At 67.2% G+C, this 16,661-nt stretch carries 16 protein-coding genes; 7 read left to right on the top strand and 9 right to left on the bottom strand.

The window, feature by feature from the left end:
• The first annotated feature begins 160 nt into the window (after positions 1–160).
• Positions 161–1,312 (top strand): branched-chain amino acid ABC transporter permease, encoded by a 1,152-nt coding sequence (locus ACR2JA_RS19020; RefSeq protein ID WP_434010631.1) that lies wholly within the window; start codon positions 161–163, stop codon positions 1,310–1,312.
• Between the two features lie 24 nt (positions 1,313–1,336).
• Complete coding sequence (locus tag ACR2JA_RS19025) at positions 1,337–2,203, top strand: alpha/beta fold hydrolase (protein WP_434010632.1); 867 nt, start codon at positions 1,337–1,339, stop codon at positions 2,201–2,203.
• 212 nt (positions 2,204–2,415) lie between these two features.
• On the opposite strand, the gene ACR2JA_RS19030 is transcribed toward ACR2JA_RS19025, so the two are convergent.
• Positions 2,416–3,201, bottom strand: a complete 786-nt coding sequence (locus ACR2JA_RS19030; protein WP_434010633.1) for an IclR family transcriptional regulator domain-containing protein — start codon at positions 3,199–3,201, stop codon at positions 2,416–2,418.
• A 186-nt stretch (positions 3,202–3,387) separates the two neighbouring features.
• Between ACR2JA_RS19030 and ACR2JA_RS19035 the strand changes: the two genes are divergently transcribed.
• The 5 genes from ACR2JA_RS19035 to ACR2JA_RS19055 all read left to right on the top strand — a co-directional run bounded on the left by ACR2JA_RS19035 (position 3,388) and on the right by ACR2JA_RS19055 (position 8,079).
• Positions 3,388–4,308, top strand: a complete 921-nt coding sequence (locus ACR2JA_RS19035; protein ID WP_434010634.1) for a VOC family protein — start codon at positions 3,388–3,390, stop codon at positions 4,306–4,308.
• Between the two features lie 2 nt (positions 4,309–4,310).
• The gene (locus ACR2JA_RS19040; RefSeq protein ID WP_434010635.1) at positions 4,311–5,222 is read left to right on the top strand and encodes a sugar phosphate isomerase/epimerase family protein; all 912 of its coding nucleotides are present in this window, start codon (positions 4,311–4,313) and stop codon (positions 5,220–5,222) included.
• Between the two features lie 26 nt (positions 5,223–5,248).
• Positions 5,249–5,929, top strand: a complete 681-nt coding sequence (locus ACR2JA_RS19045) for a hypothetical protein (protein WP_434010636.1) — start codon at positions 5,249–5,251, stop codon at positions 5,927–5,929.
• A 96-nt stretch (positions 5,930–6,025) separates the two neighbouring features.
• Complete coding sequence (locus tag ACR2JA_RS19050) at positions 6,026–6,739, top strand: YebC/PmpR family DNA-binding transcriptional regulator (protein ID WP_434010637.1); 714 nt, start codon at positions 6,026–6,028, stop codon at positions 6,737–6,739.
• A gap of 152 nt (positions 6,740–6,891) precedes the next feature.
• Positions 6,892–8,079, top strand: coding sequence for a branched-chain amino acid ABC transporter substrate-binding protein (locus ACR2JA_RS19055; RefSeq protein WP_434010638.1), 1,188 nt, complete (start codon positions 6,892–6,894; stop codon positions 8,077–8,079).
• A gap of 64 nt (positions 8,080–8,143) precedes the next feature.
• On the opposite strand, the gene ACR2JA_RS19060 is transcribed toward ACR2JA_RS19055, so the two are convergent.
• The 8 genes from ACR2JA_RS19060 to ACR2JA_RS19095 all read right to left on the bottom strand — a co-directional run bounded on the left by ACR2JA_RS19060 (position 8,144) and on the right by ACR2JA_RS19095 (position 16,442).
• A complete protein-coding gene (locus ACR2JA_RS19060) occupies positions 8,144–9,673 on the bottom strand; it encodes a sensor histidine kinase (protein ID WP_434010639.1) in 1,530 nt (509 codons plus the stop codon).
• A gap of 180 nt (positions 9,674–9,853) precedes the next feature.
• Positions 9,854–10,714 (bottom strand): DMT family transporter, encoded by an 861-nt coding sequence (locus ACR2JA_RS19065; protein WP_434010640.1) that lies wholly within the window; start codon positions 10,712–10,714, stop codon positions 9,854–9,856.
• Positions 10,715–10,742: 28 nt separating this feature from the next.
• Positions 10,743–11,576 (bottom strand): shikimate dehydrogenase family protein, encoded by an 834-nt coding sequence (locus ACR2JA_RS19070; protein WP_434010641.1) that lies wholly within the window; start codon positions 11,574–11,576, stop codon positions 10,743–10,745.
• 196 nt (positions 11,577–11,772) lie between these two features.
• Complete coding sequence (aroQ, locus tag ACR2JA_RS19075) at positions 11,773–12,249, bottom strand: type II 3-dehydroquinate dehydratase (protein ID WP_434010642.1); 477 nt, start codon at positions 12,247–12,249, stop codon at positions 11,773–11,775.
• A gap of 31 nt (positions 12,250–12,280) precedes the next feature.
• Positions 12,281–13,327, bottom strand: coding sequence for a Gfo/Idh/MocA family protein (locus ACR2JA_RS19080; protein WP_434010643.1), 1,047 nt, complete (start codon positions 13,325–13,327; stop codon positions 12,281–12,283).
• 177 nt (positions 13,328–13,504) lie between these two features.
• Positions 13,505–14,503 carry a TRAP transporter substrate-binding protein gene (locus tag ACR2JA_RS19085; protein WP_434010644.1) on the bottom strand — a complete coding sequence of 333 codons (999 nt, stop codon included), beginning with the start codon at positions 14,501–14,503 and terminating at the stop codon, positions 13,505–13,507.
• A 97-nt stretch (positions 14,504–14,600) separates the two neighbouring features.
• The gene (locus ACR2JA_RS19090) at positions 14,601–15,884 is read right to left on the bottom strand and encodes a TRAP transporter large permease subunit (RefSeq protein WP_434010645.1); all 1,284 of its coding nucleotides are present in this window, start codon (positions 15,882–15,884) and stop codon (positions 14,601–14,603) included.
• 24 nt (positions 15,885–15,908) lie between these two features.
• A complete protein-coding gene (locus ACR2JA_RS19095) occupies positions 15,909–16,442 on the bottom strand; it encodes a TRAP transporter small permease (protein WP_434010646.1) in 534 nt (177 codons plus the stop codon).
• Between the last annotated feature and the right edge of the window lie 219 nt (positions 16,443–16,661).

Raw genomic sequence — 16,661 nt, forward strand, 5'->3', positions numbered from 1 at the left:
CTGCTGTGGCGACCGCAGGGCGTCTATCCCGTGACGAGCCGGTAATGAATACCCCCCGCGCCGCCTTCGGCGTTACCCCCCAGGGGGCGCAGCCAGTGGCCCGGCAAAGCCGGTTCCACCGCTGCAGCTTGAACACTCCCCTGATCCCCGAGGTATGCCCATGCTGACTCGTTTGCTCTCCAAAGACCTGCCGCGCAGCCCCTGGCTGGCGGCCCTGCTGGTCATCCTGTTCCTCGGTCTGGCCTTCGCACCCTTCCTGTTCCCGGGCGTGAAGGCGCTCAACGTGGCGGCCAAGATCCTCATCTTCGTCGCGCTGGTCGCCAGCTTCGACCTGCTGCTGGGCTACACCGGCATCGTCAGCTTCGCGCACACCATGTTCTTCGGTATCGGCGCCTATGGCGTGGCCATCGCCCTGAGCTCGGTGGAGGAAGCCTCGTGGAGCGTGCTGCTGCTGGGGGTGCTGTGCGCGCTCCTGGTGTCGCTGGTGCTGTCGCTGCTGATCGGCTTGTTCTCGTTGCGGGTGAAGGCGATCTTCTTCGCCATGATCACGCTGGCCGTGGCCTCGGCCTTCCTCACGCTGGCCTCGCAACTGTCGGACTTCACCGGTGGCGAAGACGGCCTGAGCTTCAGCGTGCCCGAGCTGCTCTCGCCCGGTTTCGAGCTGAGCGAAGAGCCCGTGGTCACGCCCCTGGGCGAGGTCAGCCTCAACGGCAAGCTCATCACCTACTACCTGGTGTTCGCCTGTGTCTGCGGCATTTTCCTGACCCTGCTGCGCATCGTGAACTCGCCGTTTGGCCGCGTGTTGCAGGCCATCCGCGAAAACGACTTCCGCGCCGAGGCTCTCGGTTACCGCACCGTCGTCTACCGCACCCTGTCCAACGTGCTGTCGGCCCTGTTCGCCACGCTGGCCGGCTGCCTGCTGGCGATCTGGCTGCGCTACAACGGGCCGGACACCTCGCTGTCGTTCGAGATCATGCTGGACATCCTGCTCATCGTCGTCATCGGCGGCATGGGGACGATGTACGGCGCACTCATCGGCAGCGTGCTGTTCGTGCTGGCGCAAAGCTACCTGCAGGACCTGCTGCGCGCGGCCGGAGAGGCTGCGGCTGGTGTGCCGCTGCTGCCCGCGCTGCTCACCCCCGACCGCTGGCTGCTGTGGCTGGGCCTGCTGTTCGTGCTCTCGGTCTACTACTTCCCCACCGGCATCGTCGGCAAGCTGCGTGAGCTTCGCCTACCCCCGCCGCGCTCCGCGCGTCCCCCTCAAGGGGGCGACGCTGGCGGCCCGGCGAAGCCGGTTCCGCGGCGTCCTTGACCGCTCCCCCTCAGGCGAAGGTTTATGAACACCTCATCCGCTCCACAGTCCCGCTACCTCCGCTGTGAAGGCCGCGAGATCCACTTCATGGACTGGGCGAGGGCGCCCGGCACCACCGACCACGGCACCGTCATCGCCTGGCACGGCCTGGCGCGCACCGGCCGCGACATGGACGCCCTGGCCGCGCACCTGAGTGCGCAGGGCTACCGCGTGATCTGCCCCGACACCATCGGCCGCGGCCTTTCGCAATGGAGCCCCGAGCCCCAGGCCGAGTACTGCCTGGCCTTCTATGCCCAGCTCGCGCGTTCGCTGGTCGACCAGCTCGGTCTGGACCGGTTCCACTGGGTGGGCACCTCCATGGGCGGCGCCATCGGCATGGTCGCGGCGGATGGCCTGTTGCGCGGCCGCATCCAGCGCCTGGTGCTCAACGACAACGGCCCCCAGCTGGCCAGCGCCGCCATCGAGCGCATCCGCAGCTACGCGGGCAGCCCGGCGAGCTTTGCCACGGTGAGCGAGCTGGAACGGTATTTCCGCACCGTCTACAAACCCTATGGCTGGCTCAGCGATGCGCAGTGGACGCTGCTGACCGAAAGCTCGGTGCGCCGCCTGCCCGATGGCCGCGTCACCCCGCACTACGACCCGGCCATGGTGATGCAGTTCACCGAACACCCGGGCGACTACGACCGCTGGGCCGAATACGACCGCATCGACATCCCGGTGCTGTGCCTGCGCGGCGCCGAGTCCGACCTGCTGCTGGCCGACACCGCGGAGCAGATGCGCGACCGCGGTCCGCGAGCGCTGGTGGTGACGATTGCTGGTTGCGGCCACGCCCCGGCGCTCAACGTGCCCGACCAGCTGGACCTGGTCAGCCGCTTCCTGGCCGGGCAGTGATGTGAAGCCATCCGGCGCAGGGGCCTGATGTTCAGGGCACCCGTGGAACGGGCTTGGCCCGGGCACAGGCTGCGTCCCCCTCGCAGCGCCGCAGAAGGGGCTGAGGACCGCGGCTCCCAAGCCTGCCTGCGCAGGCTTGGACGGGACGAAGAGGCATCGCCTTTGGCGATGACGCGGCCTGCAAGGCGCTCGTCATCGGCGCAGGGGGTGCATCAAATCAGCGGTCTGAGGCCCCGGGCCGCTTCCTGCAGCACCGGCAGCAGCCGCTTGACTGCGTCGTCGCGGTGTTCCTGGTTGATCGGCATGGTGATGCTGATGGCGCCGTGCACCGCGTTGTTGCGGTCGAGCAGCGGCACCGCGATGCCGCGGTAGTTCAGCTCCATCTGCTGTTCCGACAGTGCCCAGCCCTGGCGCCGCACCTGCGCGAGCTCGGCGCGCAGCTCATCGGGGTTGGCGATGGTGTAGGGCGTGTAGGTGCTCAGGCGGTGTTGCTGCAGCCACTGGTCGGCCAGGGCCTCGCCCAGCCCGGCCAGGATGGCCATGCCCGCGGCCGTCACCTGCGCCTGCACGCGCGAGCCCAGCATGTAGCCGGTGTTCATGTGCCGGTGCGCGCCGCTGCGGGCGATGTACACCGTGTCCGCGCCGTCCAGCACGCCCAGGTAGGCCACCTCCTGCGTGCCGCCGGCGATGCGTTGCAGGAAGGGCTGCACCAGCCGCGGCAGGCGGGCCGATTCGAGGTAGGCGTGGCCCAGGCGCAGGATGCGCGGGGTCAGCCAGAACAGCTTGCCGTCGGTGCCCACGTAACCCAGGTGGGCCAGCGTCAGCAGGTAGCGGCGCGCGGCGGTGCGTGTGAGGCCGCAGCGCGCGCCGGCCTGGCTGGCGGTCAGTCGCGGGTGCTGGTCGTCAAAGGCCTCGATCACCGCCAGGCCTTTTTCCAGGCCGGCGATCCAGTCGCGTTTTTCCAGGGGCGGGGCGGGCAGCAGGGCGGCTTCGGTCATGGGGTGGTCGGCTTGCGTGAAAACCCGTAATCTGATCGCTGATCGGCAGTGGGTGTGCGATTATCGTTCGGGTCGGGCCTGTGCCCCCCATCGATGAGCGGCCGCAGGCCCTACAGTGCAGGCGTGGCACCGCGCCCGGGAAGGCCCGCGCCGGCGGCACCGCACTCCAACGGAGACCAATGCACCATGAGTGACCTGCTGCTCAACACCAGCGACAACCGCGAACCTCTGCAAGCCTCGTTCAGTGACGCCGCCAACCCCCTGGGGCTGGACGGCATCGAGTTCATCGAATACGCCACCACCAAGCCGCAGGCCCTGGGCCAAGTGCTGGAGATGATGGGTTTCCGTCCCGTGGCGCGCCACCGCTCGCGCGAGGTGCTGCTGTACCGCCAGGGCGAACTCAACATCGTCGTCAACGCCCACCCCAGCGATGCCCAGGGCGCCGGCCACGGCAGCGACGTGCCCACCATCTCGGCCATGGCGCTGCGCGTGCGCGACGCGCGCGCCGCCTACCACTACGTGCTCGAGCGCGGCGCCTGGTCGGTGCCCACGCACGCCGAGGTGATGGAGCTGAACATCCCCGCCATCCACGGCGCCGGCGGCAGCCGCATCTACTTCGTGGACCGTTACAAGGAGTTCTCGATCTACGACGTGGACTTTGTGCCCATCCCCACGGTGGACCAGCGCCCGCCCGCCACCGCCGGCATCCACTTCTTCGGGGTGGTGCAGTACATCGGCCCCGAGCGCACCAACGACTGGATCGCCTTCTACAGCGAGCTGTTCGGCACCGAGGTGATTCCCGACGAGCAGCGCTTTGGCATCATGCCCAAGGGCACCTTGCTGCGCACCCCGGCGCTGGACCCGGGCAAGCGCTTCATGCTGCAGCTGGTGGAGCCACCGCTGAACGTGCACGACGCGCAAGAAAAGCTGCAACGCATCGGCCTGGGCGTGCCCGACGTGCTGGACGCCGTCAAGGCGCTGCGCGCCCTGGGCGTGGAGTTTGTTGAAACCGAAGCGGCCCACACCGAGCAGCGCGGCGCCATCAGCAAGACCTACCTGGGCTCGGTCGTGTTCGAGCTGGTGCACAGCCAGCGCAGCGGGGCCTGAGCATGAGACCCAGCCCCGCCGCCATCAGCGAAGCCATCGCCGGTTTCGGCATGGACACCATCACCCTGGCCGGCCCGCTGGAGGCCAAGCTCGCCGCCATGAAAGCCGCCGGCTTCACCCAGGTCATGCTCAAGGCCAACGACATCAACGGCCACCCGGGCGGCATTGATGCCGCGGTTGCGGCCGTCAAGGCCAGCGGCCTGCGCGGCACAGGCTTCCAGGTGCTGCGCGACTTCGAGGGTCTCTCCGGCCACCTGCACCAGTACAAGGTCGACATCGCCAAGGCCATGCTGGAGATGTGCGCCGCCCTCGGCTGCAAGGTGCTGCTGGCGTGCTCATCCACGTCTGCCCATGCCAGCGGCGACCTCGACCACCTCGCGCGCGACCTGCGCAAGCTCGCCATGCTGGCGCTGCCGCTGGGCATCAAGATCGCGTATGAAGGCCTGTCCTGGGGCCGCACCATCAACGAGTTCACCACGGCGTGGGACGTGGTCTGCCGCGCCGACTGCCCCAACCTCGGCCTGGGCATCGACTCGTTCCACATCTTCGCGGCCAAGACCAGCCTGGACGAGATCGACTACCTCGACCCGAGCAAGATCTTCCTGGTGCAGCTGGCCGACTTCATGTGGCAGGAAACCAAGACCTTTGAAGAGCGCATGACCACGGCGCGAACCTTCCGCGTGTTCCCGGGCGAGGGCGTGCACAGCGAACAGCTGGCCGAGCTGGTGCTCAAGCTCGACCGCCTGGGCTACGCGGGCGACTACAGCTTCGAGGTCTTCAACGACGACTACCAGCAGATGCCGCTGCCCATGGTGGCCGAACGCGGCCAGCGCGCCGCGCTGTGGCTGGCCGACGACGTGCTGCGCCGCTCGGTGCCGCTGCCCAACCAGATGCGTCTGAAGTCGCTGGGTTGACCCAACCAGCCATTCGAGAAACGTCCATGAACACCCGCGGACAGGCCCAGCTCGCCATCTGGAGCGACATCGACCCCGGCCAGGAAACCGACTACCTGCACTGGCTCACACGCGAACACGTGCTCGAACGTGTGAGCGTGGACGGTTTTCTATCGGGCCGCGTGTTCCGCGCCGAGGCGGACGGACATCGCCGCTTCTTCATCACCTATGAGCTGCACGACGCCAGCGTGCTCGCCGGCCCTTCCTACCTGGCGCGGCTGAACGCGCCCACGCCCTGGTCGCAGCGCACCATGCCCATCCTCCAGAATTTCGCGCGCGGCGGCGGGCCGGTGGTGGCGCGTGCGGGCCTGGGTTGTGGGGCGGTGGCGCTGCCGTTGCGGCTGGACCTGGCCGCGGCCGGCCTGCTGGACGCCGGTGCACAGCAGGCGTTGGTACAGCGTATCGCGGGCCTGGACGCGGTGGCCCAGGTCTGGCTGATGCAGGTGGACGCGGCCGGTACCGGCGTGCAGACCAAGGAAAAATCCATGCGCCGCAGCGTGGAGGGCACTTTCGATGGCGTGCTGGTGATCGAGGCGCTGCACACCGCGGCCGCGCAGGCCGCGCTGGACCAGTTGCTGCACGCTGAACTGGCGAACGCGGGAGTGGCCGACCGGCAGGTTTTCAGTGCCTGCTTCCAGCTCGACCGGCGGCTCGCCGGTCTGGTCTGACGGCCTAACACCGCGGCTCGCGCACAACGCCACGCCACCGGCGCTGGCGCCTAAACTCGCGGGTTCCGGTCAACCGACCCCACAAGAGGACTCCCCATGGGCGCGCAATGGAAAGCCAAGCACAAGGACCTGGCGGCCAACGCCAAAGGCAAGCTGTTTGGCAAGCTGGTCAAGGACATCATCATCGCGGCCCGCAACGGCGCCGACCCGTCCGCCAACGCCCGCCTGCGTCTGGTGGTGGAGCAGGCCCGCAAAGTGTCCATGCCCAAGGACACGCTGGAGCGCGCCATCAAGAAGGGGGCCGGCCTCACCGGTGAAGCGGTGCACTACGAGCACGTCATGTACGAAGGCTTTGCCCCGCACCGCGTGCCGGTGATGGTGGAGTGCCTGACCGACAACGTGAACCGCGCCGCGTCCGACATGCGCGTGCTGTTCCGCAAGGGCCAGCTGGGCACCAGCGGATCGGTGTCCTGGGACTTCGATCACGTCGGCATCATCGAAGCCGAAGCCGCCAGCCAAGACGCCGACGCCGAACTGGCCGCCATCGAAGCCGGCGCGCAGGACTTTGAGCCCGCGGATGAAGAGGGCGTGTGCGTCTTCCTCACCGACCCGACCGATCTGGACCTGGTGGGCCGCGCGCTGCCGGCACAAGGCTTCACCGTGCTGTCGGCCAAGCTGGGCTACAAGCCCAAGAACCCGGTGGACCCGGCCAGCCTGAGCGCCGAAGCGCTGGAAGAGGTCGAAGCCTTCCTGGCCGCCATCGACGACAACGACGACGTGCAGAACATCTTCGCAGGCCTGGGGGGTTGAGCGGCGCTGCCAGCCCGGCGGCTGGCGACTGCAAGCAGCTCGGGTCACGCTCTGCGGCGCCTCCGCCATAGCAAGCTCTGCTAAAATGATAGGCATACATATATTGTGTGTACTGTATTTCTCTGTTCTGCTTCTCTGAGGAGTCCCTTTCCATGCGTGTTGAACTGAAACTGGCCGTGCTGGCCGCTGCTGTGGCCCTGGTCGCTTGCGGCAAGAAGGAAGATTCTGCGGCGCCGGCCGCTGCCGCCCCCTCGGCCGCGTCGGGTGACGTGCTGGTGGTCAAGATCGGCCACGTGGGCGCCACCAGCGGCGCCGTGGCCCACCTGGGCAAGGACAACGAGAACGGCGCCCGCCTGGCGATCGAGGAACTCAACGCCGCGGGTGTGAAGATCGGCAACCAGAACGCGCGCTTCGAGCTGATGGCCGAAGACGACGCGGCCGACCCCAAGCAGGCCACCGCCGCCGCCCAGAAGCTGGTAGACGCCAACGTCAACGGCGTGGTGGGGCACCTGACCTCGGGCGCCACGCTGCCCGCCTCGGTGCTGTACAACGAAGCCGGCATCCCGCAGATCACGCCCTCGTCCACCAACCCGAAGTTCACCCGCCAGGGCTTTGCGGGCGCGTTCCGCCTGGTGGCCGACGACACCCAGCAGGGTGGTGCCATGGGCCGCTACACGGTGCAGAGCCTGAAGGCCAAGACCGTGGCCGTCATCGACGACCGCACGGCCTATGGCCAGGGGCTGGCCGATGAGTTCGAGAACGCCGCCAAGGCCGCCGGTGCCCAGGTGGTGGGTCGCGAGTTCACCAACGACAAGGCCACCGACTTCAACGCCATCCTCACGTCGCTCAAGGCCAAGAAGCCGGACGTCATTTTCTTCGGTGGCATGGACGCCGTGGGCGGCCCGATGCTGCGCCAGATGAAGTCGCTGGGCTTCACTTCCCAGCTGGTGGGCGGCGACGGTCTGTGCACCGCTGAAATGATCACGCTGTCCGGCGACGCGCTGGGCGACGAGCGGGTGTTCTGCGTCGAGGCCGGTGGTGTGGATGGCGACGAAATGGCCGCCAATGACAAGTTCCGGGCCGACTTCAAGGCCAAGTACGGTGTGGACGTGCAGGCCTACGCGGGCTACGCCTACGACGGCGTGAAGCTGCTGGCCGCCGCCATGCAGGCCGCCGGCTCGGCCGACCCGAAGCAATACCTGCCCGCGCTCAAGTCCATCCAGTACCAGGGCGCGTCCGGCAAGGTCGCGTTCGACGACAAGGGCGACCGCCGCAACGCAGCGCTGACGCTCTACACCTTCAAGGCCGGCCAGCGCGAGAAGCTCGCGGTCATCCGCTGAGCCCACGCCGCCGCTGGGGACCCCACAGGGGCACTTGGCAGTGCTCGGTGGCCGTCTGGGGTGCTCAGTGCCCCAGCGTGAAGTAGAAGGTGGAGCCTGCGCCCGGCGCCGAGCGGGCCCACAGACGTCCACCCAGCCGCTCCACGCAGCGTTGCGCAATCGCCAGGCCCATGCCGCTGCCATCCGAATGGTCCTTTCGGTGCAGGGTGCTGAAGGGCTTGAACAGGCGGTCGGCCATGTCCATGTCAAACCCGATACCGTTGTCGCGCACCCAGTAGACCTGCGCATGCGGGTCGTGACCCAGCTCGATGCGGCACGCCTGTGCGGGTGCGGTGTGGGTCAGGGCGTTGCGCAGCAGGTGCTCCATCAGCACGCCGAGCAGGTCGGGGTCTGCCAGCACGTGTGGCGTGTCGGCGCAGCTGAAGCCCAGGTCGCTCACCCCGGTCTGGAGTTCCTGCATCCGGGCGCGGGCCACGTCGCTGACCCGGACCGCTCGGGGCACGGGCTTGACCTGCAGGACCTGCAGCAAGACCAGCATCCGGCTGATCATGTGCCCCATGGTGGCCGAATGGTCGGCGATCTTCTCGGCATAGGCCCGTGCCTGCTGGGGCGTGGTGCCCGGCGCGCCGTCCGACAGCATGCTGGCGTAGCCGTTGATCGAGCGCAGCGGCGTGCGCAGATCGTGCGCCAGGCTCGACGAGATCATGGTCAGGTCGGCGACGGCCCGCTCCAGTTGCCTGTTCTGCGAGCGCACTTCGCTCTGCAATTGGTCCGCCAGGGCGGTCGACCGCTCCAGCGCCTGCATCTTTTCGGAGATGTCGATCAAGGTGCCCGAGACCAGCAGCTTCCCGTCCGAGGGCACGCCCGGGTCGCTTTTGCCGGTGCAGCGGACCCAGACCCAGTGGCCATCCCGGTGGCGCATGCGAAACCGGCAGTCGAACTGTTTGTCGAGTCCGGTGGTGAAGGCGAGCCGTGCCTGGCCGGTCGCCTCCAGGTCTTCGGGGTGGATCATGGCCCGCCAGCGTTCGCGCGTCATGGGCACCAGTGCCGCCAGGTCGTGTCCGAGCAGCTGCGCCCAGGCCGCGTTGATGTCCACCTCGCCGGTGACGAGGTCGGTTTCCCAGGTCCCGGGGTTCAAAGCGTCCAGCACCCGATGCAGGCGCGCCGCGCTGCGCACAGCCAGCTGCTGCGCAGCGAAATAGGGGGTGACATCGGTGAAGGTCCGGACGTGCAGCCCGGATGACAGCCAGGCCACGCGGACTTCGAGCGTCTTGCCCGCGCGTGTCTGCCGCCAATAGTGCGCAGGCATCTCATCCACCACCGGATCGGGGTGGAGGGTCCGGCCTTCGGCGTCGAAAAAGCGGCCCGGCGATTCAAAGTCGCCGCGTGCGCGCTGGAAGGCGACCACTTCCCGTTTGCCGGGCTGGCGTGACATCAGGGTGTCCGGCAGGTCCAGCAGCTCGGTGTAGCGGCGGTTGAAACAGACCAGCTGGCCCTGCGGATCGAAGCAGACGATGCCTTGGTCCAGGAGATCGATGGCTTCCTGAAGGAGCGCTGGTGTCTGCAGAGCACCGAGCAGCGAGACAACACTCACTTGAGCACTTTCTGGCGGGTTTCAGGTGTTCGTGGGCCCCGAAACTTCAGCCATTCATATTCATTTTTTACTCCCTGCAGTACGCCGTTTGTAGCACGACGGGAGCGGCAGGTGCAGATGGTGCTGTCACCTGGGGCGTCGGTGGGGTGTTGGGCCGGGGCTCGGCCCTGGCACCCGGCGTCACCGTGCCCGCACGCCCATCACCCCGCACACGGCGATCAGCGCGATGCCCAGCAGGGTCCAGCGGTCCGGGGCCTGGCCGAACGCGAGCCAGCCGGCGAGGGTGGCGAAGCCGATCTGGGCGTACATGTAGGGCGTGATGCGCGAGGCGGGCGCCTTCTGGAAGCCCTGGATCATGAAGTAGTGGCCCAGCGAGCCGAACACCCCGATCAGGCCCACCAGCAACCAGAGGCTGAGCTCCTGCATGGGCGCCCAGCTCCAGGGCAGCAGCAGCGTGCCGAAGACCAGGCCGGTCAGGCCGGTGTAGAAGTGCATGGTGCCGGGGTCTTCGGTCTTGACCATCTTGCTGGTGACGATCTGGTAGCAGGCGTTGATGACCACCAGCAGCAGCGGCAGGAACATGCCGAGGTTGAGGTCACTGCCCTTGGGGCGCACCACGATGAGCGCGCCGGTCAGCCCGCCGGCCACCAGCACCCAGGTGAGCAGGCTGACGTGTTCGCGCAGCAGCAGCGCGGCCAGCAGCGTGACCACCAGCGGCACCAGCATGAGGATGGCGGTGAATTCCCCCACCGGCACGTGCTGCAGGGCCAGGTAGGCCACGGTGCCGGAGGTGACCATCAGCGCGCCGCGCAGCAGCTGCCACCATGGCGAGGACGTCACGAACAGCGAGCGACCCTGGCGCGGCAGCAGCAGCGCCACCGTCATGCTGGTCTGCACCACGAAGCGCAGCCACACGGCCATGAGCACCGGCACCACGCCGCCCACGTATTGCGAGGTGGTGTCGAGCAGGGCGAAGCAGGCGGTGGCAGCAACCGCCAGCAGGATACCGCGGCCGGGGTGGGGGTAGTGGGGATCGGACAACGCAGGAGGGGCGCGGATCGGCAGGGGATCAGTAGCTCAGGCGAGCCACCGAGCGCAGCACGTCGGCCGTGGTGGTGGGGAAGCCGAAGTATTCCAGATACGCGGGGATCATTTCGAACAGCATGTCGGAACCCACCTGCACCCGGCAGCCACGGGCCTGCGCCGCGCTCAGGAAGGCGGTCATCTCGGTGCGCATCACCACCTCGCCCACGAAGGTGCGGGCGTCCAGGCGCGACACGTCCACCGGCAGCGGGTCGCCTTCGTTCATGCCCATGGGCGTGGCGTTGACCACCAGGTCGTAGCCGGCCGGGTCGTTGCTGCCGGTCTGCACCGTGATGGCGGGGTAGTGGGTGCGGATGCGCTCGCCCAGGCTGTCGGCCGAGGCGGTGTTCACGTCGAACAGGCTGATGGCCGCGATGCCCGCACCCGCCAGCGAGGCGGCGATGGCGCAGCCCACGCCACCACTGCCCACCACCAGCACGCGCGCGCCGGCGAGCTGGAGGCCCTTGCGCTGGACGCCGCGCACGAAGCCGGCGCCGTCGAACTGGTCGCCCACCAGGCGGCCGTCGGGCAGGCGTTTGACGGCGTTGCAGGCGCCAGCCACTTTCACGGTGGGCGTCACCTCGTCCAGCAGGCCCACCGTCACCACCTTGTGCGGCATGGTGATGAGCGCGCCGCGGATGTTGGTGAGGCTGAACACGCTTTTGAGGAAGGCCGGGTAGTCCTCGGGCTTGCAGCCAAAGGGCACCACGACCGCGTTCACCCCCACGTGTTCGAAATAGGGGTTGTAGATCATCGGCGACTTGAACGAATGCGTCGGGTAGCCGATGTGGGCAATGAGTTCGGTGTTGCCGTTGATCATGGTGAGGGATCGTGGGTGCTGTGGGTGAAATCTGGGCGTGACTGTAGTGACGGGGGGCTGCGGGCGGGTGAACTGGCGGGCTTGAAAGGTTCGTTAGTCGTTCAGAGTCGTTCGTTTATCGCGCGCTTTAGGGGTAAGCCCGCAGCGGCGCGGCAGCACCACCCGTACCTTCAGGTCCTGGCTTGCCAGGGCCGCTTCAGGGCTTTTTCGTGGCGGCGGAGTTCACGTACTTGCGCACCAGGCCGTCCATGGCGATCAGGTAGCCGTCGACACCGAAGCCGACCACGATGCCGGCCGCTGCGGGCGAGACCCACGAGTGGTGGCGGAACTCCTCGCGTGCGTGCACGTTGGAGATGTGGCACTCGATCACCGGCAGCGGGTCCACGCCCTTGATCGCGTCGTGCAGCGCGATGGAGGTGTGGGTGAGGGCGCCGGGGTTGATGACCACGCCCAGCAACTCGCCGGCCTTGTACTGGCGGCCGGCTTCGTGGATGCGGTCGATCAGCGCCCCCTCCCAGTTGCTTTGCAGGCATTCCACTTCGTAGCCAATCTTCTCGCCGTGGGCCTTGCAGAAGGCTTCCACGTCGGCCAGGGTGGTGTAGCCGTACTGCGCGGGTTCGCGGGTGCCCAGCAGGTTGAGGTTGGGGCCGTTGAGGATGAGGATCTTTTTCATGCGGGGCTCCTTGAAAAGGGTATCGATGCGGTCAGTGGCATTCGACCACGCGGCCGGTGGCGGCGGCCTGGGCGATGGCTTCGGTGATCTTGAGGTTCTGCAGTCCGTCGCGCGCGGTCACCAGCGGGCGGGCTTCGCCGCGCACCACGGCGCCCAAGTGTTCCATCTGGTGCTGGAGCGGGTCGTCGCGCACCAGGTCCACGGTGCCCACTTCAAACGGCTTCCACCAGGAGCGGTCTTCGTCGCGCGGGTAGGTTTTCAGGCGCATGGTCGGCACCGATAGGCTGCCGTGGGTGCCGGCGAGCACGTAACAGTCTTCGTCGTCGCAGCTGGCGTACGACTTGTTTTCCTGGCTGGTCTGTTCCCAGCTGCGCGGGCAGGCCGCGGTGTCGCTGAGCATGAAGCTGCCCAGCGCGCCGCTGGCAAAGCGCAGGTTGATGGCCACGGTGTCTTCCACCGCGAAGCCGCGGATGGCGTTGGACGAGAAGGCCTGCACCGCCACGATCTCGCCGCACAGCAAACGCAGGTTGTGCACCTCGTGGATCAGGTTGATCAGGATCGGGCCACCACCCACTTCACGACGCCAGGGGCCTTCGTCGAAATAGTGGTCGGGCTTGAAGAAGGTGGCGCTGCCCATGACGGCGACCAGCCGGCCGAGCTGGCCGGACTGCACCACCTGCCGGGCCTCGGCCATGATGGGGCTGTGCGCGCGGTGGTGGCCCACCAGCACCGGCACACCGCTGCGCTCGGCCGCGTCCACCAGCGTCTGGCCTTCGGCCACGGTCGTGGCGACGGGTTTCTCCACCAGCGTGGGCAGGCCCGCCGCAATGCACCGCAGCGCCTGCGGCACGTGCAGCGGGTTGGGTGTGGCCAGCACCACGCCGTCGGGCCGGTCTTGAGCCAGCAGTTCATCGATGCTGGCGAACAGCGGCACACCCGCCTGTGCGGCCACGGCGGCCGCCGCAGGAGAAGGGTCCACCACGGCCGACAGCACACACGCCGGGCTGGCGAGCAGCACGCGGATGTGGGCCTGACCGATCAGGCCAGCACCGGCAACGGCGATGCGGGTCTTGGACATGGTGGAGGGAAAAGCTTGAGAGCAGGTGCCTGCCAGCACCGAATGCAGAACCGGCAGGCACGAACGTCGGAGCGAAATGACTGGGTCCAGCAGATGCCGTGGAACCGGCTTCGCCGGGCCACAGGCATCGCCCCCTTGAGGGGGTGACGCGCCCGAAGGCGCGGCGCGGGGGTGGGCTTATTTTCTGATCTTGGCCAGCTCGGTCTGCAGTTCCTTGACGGTGTCCTGGCCCACGTTCACCGCGTACTTGGCGGTCACCGGGCGCATCATGTCGCGCAGCTTGCTCACCTCGGCCGGGGGCAGCTGGGTGACCTGCATGCCGTTCTTCTTCATGTTGTCCAGGGCCGATGCCACCAGACCGCGGGCCTGCTCACGCTGGTACTTGGCGGCTTCCACGGCGGCTTCGCTGATGATCTTTTTCTGGCCGGCGTCCAGGCCGTCCCAGAACTTCTTGCTGATGATCACCGACTGCGGGTTGTACTGGTGGTTGGACAGCACCACGTTCTTCTGCACTTCGTAGAACTTGTTGGCGTTGATCACGGTCAGCGGGTTGTCCTGGCCGTCAATGGCCTTCTGCTCCAGCGCGGCGTACACCTCGGGGAAGGGCAGCGGCGTGGGGTTGGCGCCCATGGCCTTGACCCAGTCCACGTTGATCGGGTTGGGGATCACGCGCAGCTTCAGGCCGGCCAGGTCGGCCACGGTGTTGATGGGGCGCTTGCTGTTGGTGATGCTGCGGAAACCCAGTTCGAAGTAGGCCAGGCCGACGATGCCCTTGTCCTGCAGCTTGGCGTGCAGCTTCTGGCCGAAGGGGCCGTCGACGATGAAGTCGGCTTCCTTCTCGTTGTTGAACATGAAGGGGAAGTCGTAGATGGCGAATTCCTTGACCTGCGAGGCGAAGATGCCCGAGTTCATGGACGCCATCTCCAGCGTGCCGCCCTGGATGGCCGACACGTTGGCCTGGTCGCTGCCCAGCGTGCCGCCGGGGAACAGGTTGACCTTGATCTTGCCGCCGGACTTGGCCGTGACGATTTCGGCGAACTTCTCCATGCCCAGCACGATGGGGTGGCCCTTGGGGTTCTGGGTGGCGAACTTGATGGTTTTGTCCTGGGCCTGGGCGGTGCCGAAAGCGGCCACGGCCACAGCGGCCACCAGGGTTTTGAGCATCAGACGTTTCATGTTGTCTCCAAAGGAAGGGAAGCAGTACGCAGGAACTTCAGAGCGCCCCCGTGGCGTACCAACTCACGGGATGCGCAGGAAAACACGCGGTGGCCGCTCAGTTACCGATCAACCAGCGGGCCGGGACCATCACCAGCTGCGGGAACAGCACCATCAGGAACATCAGGCCGAACTGGGCGATCATGAAGGGCCACACGCCCTTGGTCACCTCGTCCATGCTGACCTTGCCGACCCCGGCCACGGTGTTGAGCACCGTGCCCACGGGCGGGGTGATCAGGCCGATGGCGTTGTTCATGATGAACAGCACACCGAAGTAGACCGGGTCGATGCCGGCGGCCTTGACGATGGGCATCAGCACCGGGGTGAGGATCAGGATGGTGGGCGTCATGTCCATGGCCGTGCCGACCACGATCACCAGCAGCATGATGGCCATCATCAGCAGGATGGGGCTGTCCAGCAGCGGCTCCAGCAGCGCCACCAGCTGGTCGGGCAACTGGGCCACGGTGATCAGGTAGGCCGACACCATGGCCGCGGCCACCAGGAACATGATGACCGCGGTGGTCTTGGCCGCGGCCAGGAACAGGCCGTAGAGCTGGCCGATCTTGAGCTCGCGGTAGACGAAGACCGAGATCAGCAGGGCGTACACCGCGGCCACCACGGCGGCTTCGGTAGGGGTGAACACGCCGAACTTCAGACCCACGACCACGATGACGGGCAGACCCAGGGCGAATACCGCGTCTTTCAGGGCGGCCATCACCTCGGCCGCGTTCTTGCGCTTGGGCGGTGCCACCATTTCCTTGCGCGCCACCCACCACCAAGTGAAGCACAGCGCCACGCCCAGCATGACGCCGGGGGCGATACCGGCCAGGAACAGCTTGGAGATCGACACGTTGGCGGCGACGCCGAAGATCACGAAGCCGATCGACGGCGGGATGATGGGCGCGATGATGGACGCCGAGGCCAGCAGGCCGGCCGAGCGGGCCTTGTCGTGGCCGGCGTGCACCATCATCGGCAGCAGCAGGGCCGAGAGTGCGGCCGCATCGGCCACGGCCGAGCCGGAGAGCGCCGCCATCAGCACCGCGGCCATGATGGCCACATAGCCCAGGCCGCCGCGCACGTGGCCCACCAGCGACATGGCGAACATCACGATGCGCCGCGACAGGCCGCCGGCGTTCATGATTTCACCGGCCAGCATGAAAAACGGCACGGCCAGCAGCGGGAAGCTGTTGGAGCCTTCGATCAGGTTCTGCGCCAGGATCTGCGCGTCGAACATGTCCAGGTGCCACATCAGCGCGGCACCGGAGATCAGCAGGGAGAAGGAAATCGGGATGCCCACCGCCATGGCGGCCATGAGGGAGCCCAGGAAAATGAGGATGGTCATGTTGGTGTGTCTCCGGGGCGCTGATCAGGGGCGCGGGTCGCCGTGGGGCATGTCGTCGGATTCGCGGATGCCGATCAGGTCCTGGTCGCGCAGCTGGCCCGAGAGCAGGCGCCAGAAGTTCAACAGCAGGACGGGCGCGGCCAGCACGGCGAACACCACGCCGCTGGCGTAGAAGTAGCCCATGGAGGTTTCCATCACCGCGCTGGTGGAGTCCCAGTTGATCTTGGTCTGTTGCAGGGCGCCGTCAAAAATCAGCCAGCAGATGAACAGCATGGCGACGTGGCTGATGCCCAGGCACAGCTTCTGGCCGGCCACGGGCAGGCGGGAGATGAGCGAGTCGGTGCCCAGGTGGGCGCGTTCGTTGAGCGCGACCACGCCGCCCAGGAAGGTCATCCAGACGAAGAGCCAGCGCGAAAGCTCTTCCGACAGGGTCAGGCCCGAGTTGAAGCCGTAGCGCATGACGACGTTGCCGAACACCATGACCACCATCAGCACCAGGCTGAGGGCCATGAGCACAGACAAGGCCTTGCAGTAATGGTCAATGAGTTTCTGGATCACGGGGTGGCTCCTGCGGATTCGAATGCATTAATGTACGAACTGGTTAGTTTTTGAAGATTGGGGATTACCCTTATGGGACGCCGTTGGTCGACCGAGTGTTGTCCGGAGCGAGGTGGCCCATAGCCCAGGATGCGGTGGAGCCGGCTTTGCCGGGCCACTCGCATCGCCCCTTTGGGGGCAGAGGGCTGCGGCTCGAAGTCTGCCTGGGCAGACTTGGAC

It is taken from the genome of Hydrogenophaga sp., assembly GCF_051007235.1.
Lineage (GTDB): Bacteria > Pseudomonadota > Gammaproteobacteria > Burkholderiales > Burkholderiaceae_C > Hydrogenophaga.

Excerpts from the sequence above, each read along its gene's own strand:
- ACR2JA_RS19045 (WP_434010636.1), top strand. The coding sequence starts at position 5,249 with ATGAACACCCGCGGACAGGCCCAGCTCGCCATCTGGAGCGACATCGAC.
- ACR2JA_RS19040 (WP_434010635.1), top strand. The coding sequence starts at position 4,311 with ATGAGACCCAGCCCCGCCGCCATCAGCGAAGCCATCGCCGGTTTCGGC.
- ACR2JA_RS19090 (WP_434010645.1), bottom strand. The coding sequence starts at position 15,884 with ATGACCATCCTCATTTTCCTGGGCTCCCTCATGGCCGCCATGGCGGTG.
- ACR2JA_RS19035 (WP_434010634.1), top strand. The coding sequence starts at position 3,388 with ATGAGTGACCTGCTGCTCAACACCAGCGACAACCGCGAACCTCTGCAA.
- ACR2JA_RS19025 (WP_434010632.1), top strand. The coding sequence starts at position 1,337 with ATGAACACCTCATCCGCTCCACAGTCCCGCTACCTCCGCTGTGAAGGC.
- ACR2JA_RS19085 (WP_434010644.1), bottom strand. The coding sequence starts at position 14,503 with ATGAAACGTCTGATGCTCAAAACCCTGGTGGCCGCTGTGGCCGTGGCC.
- ACR2JA_RS19030 (WP_434010633.1), bottom strand. The coding sequence starts at position 3,201 with ATGACCGAAGCCGCCCTGCTGCCCGCCCCGCCCCTGGAAAAACGCGAC.
- ACR2JA_RS19080 (WP_434010643.1), bottom strand. The coding sequence starts at position 13,327 with ATGTCCAAGACCCGCATCGCCGTTGCCGGTGCTGGCCTGATCGGTCAG.
- ACR2JA_RS19055 (WP_434010638.1), top strand. The coding sequence starts at position 6,892 with ATGCGTGTTGAACTGAAACTGGCCGTGCTGGCCGCTGCTGTGGCCCTG.
- ACR2JA_RS19020 (WP_434010631.1), top strand. The coding sequence starts at position 161 with ATGCTGACTCGTTTGCTCTCCAAAGACCTGCCGCGCAGCCCCTGGCTG.
- ACR2JA_RS19070 (WP_434010641.1), bottom strand. The coding sequence starts at position 11,576 with ATGATCAACGGCAACACCGAACTCATTGCCCACATCGGCTACCCGACG.
- aroQ (WP_434010642.1), bottom strand. The coding sequence starts at position 12,249 with ATGAAAAAGATCCTCATCCTCAACGGCCCCAACCTCAACCTGCTGGGC.
- ACR2JA_RS19050 (WP_434010637.1), top strand. The coding sequence starts at position 6,026 with ATGGGCGCGCAATGGAAAGCCAAGCACAAGGACCTGGCGGCCAACGCC.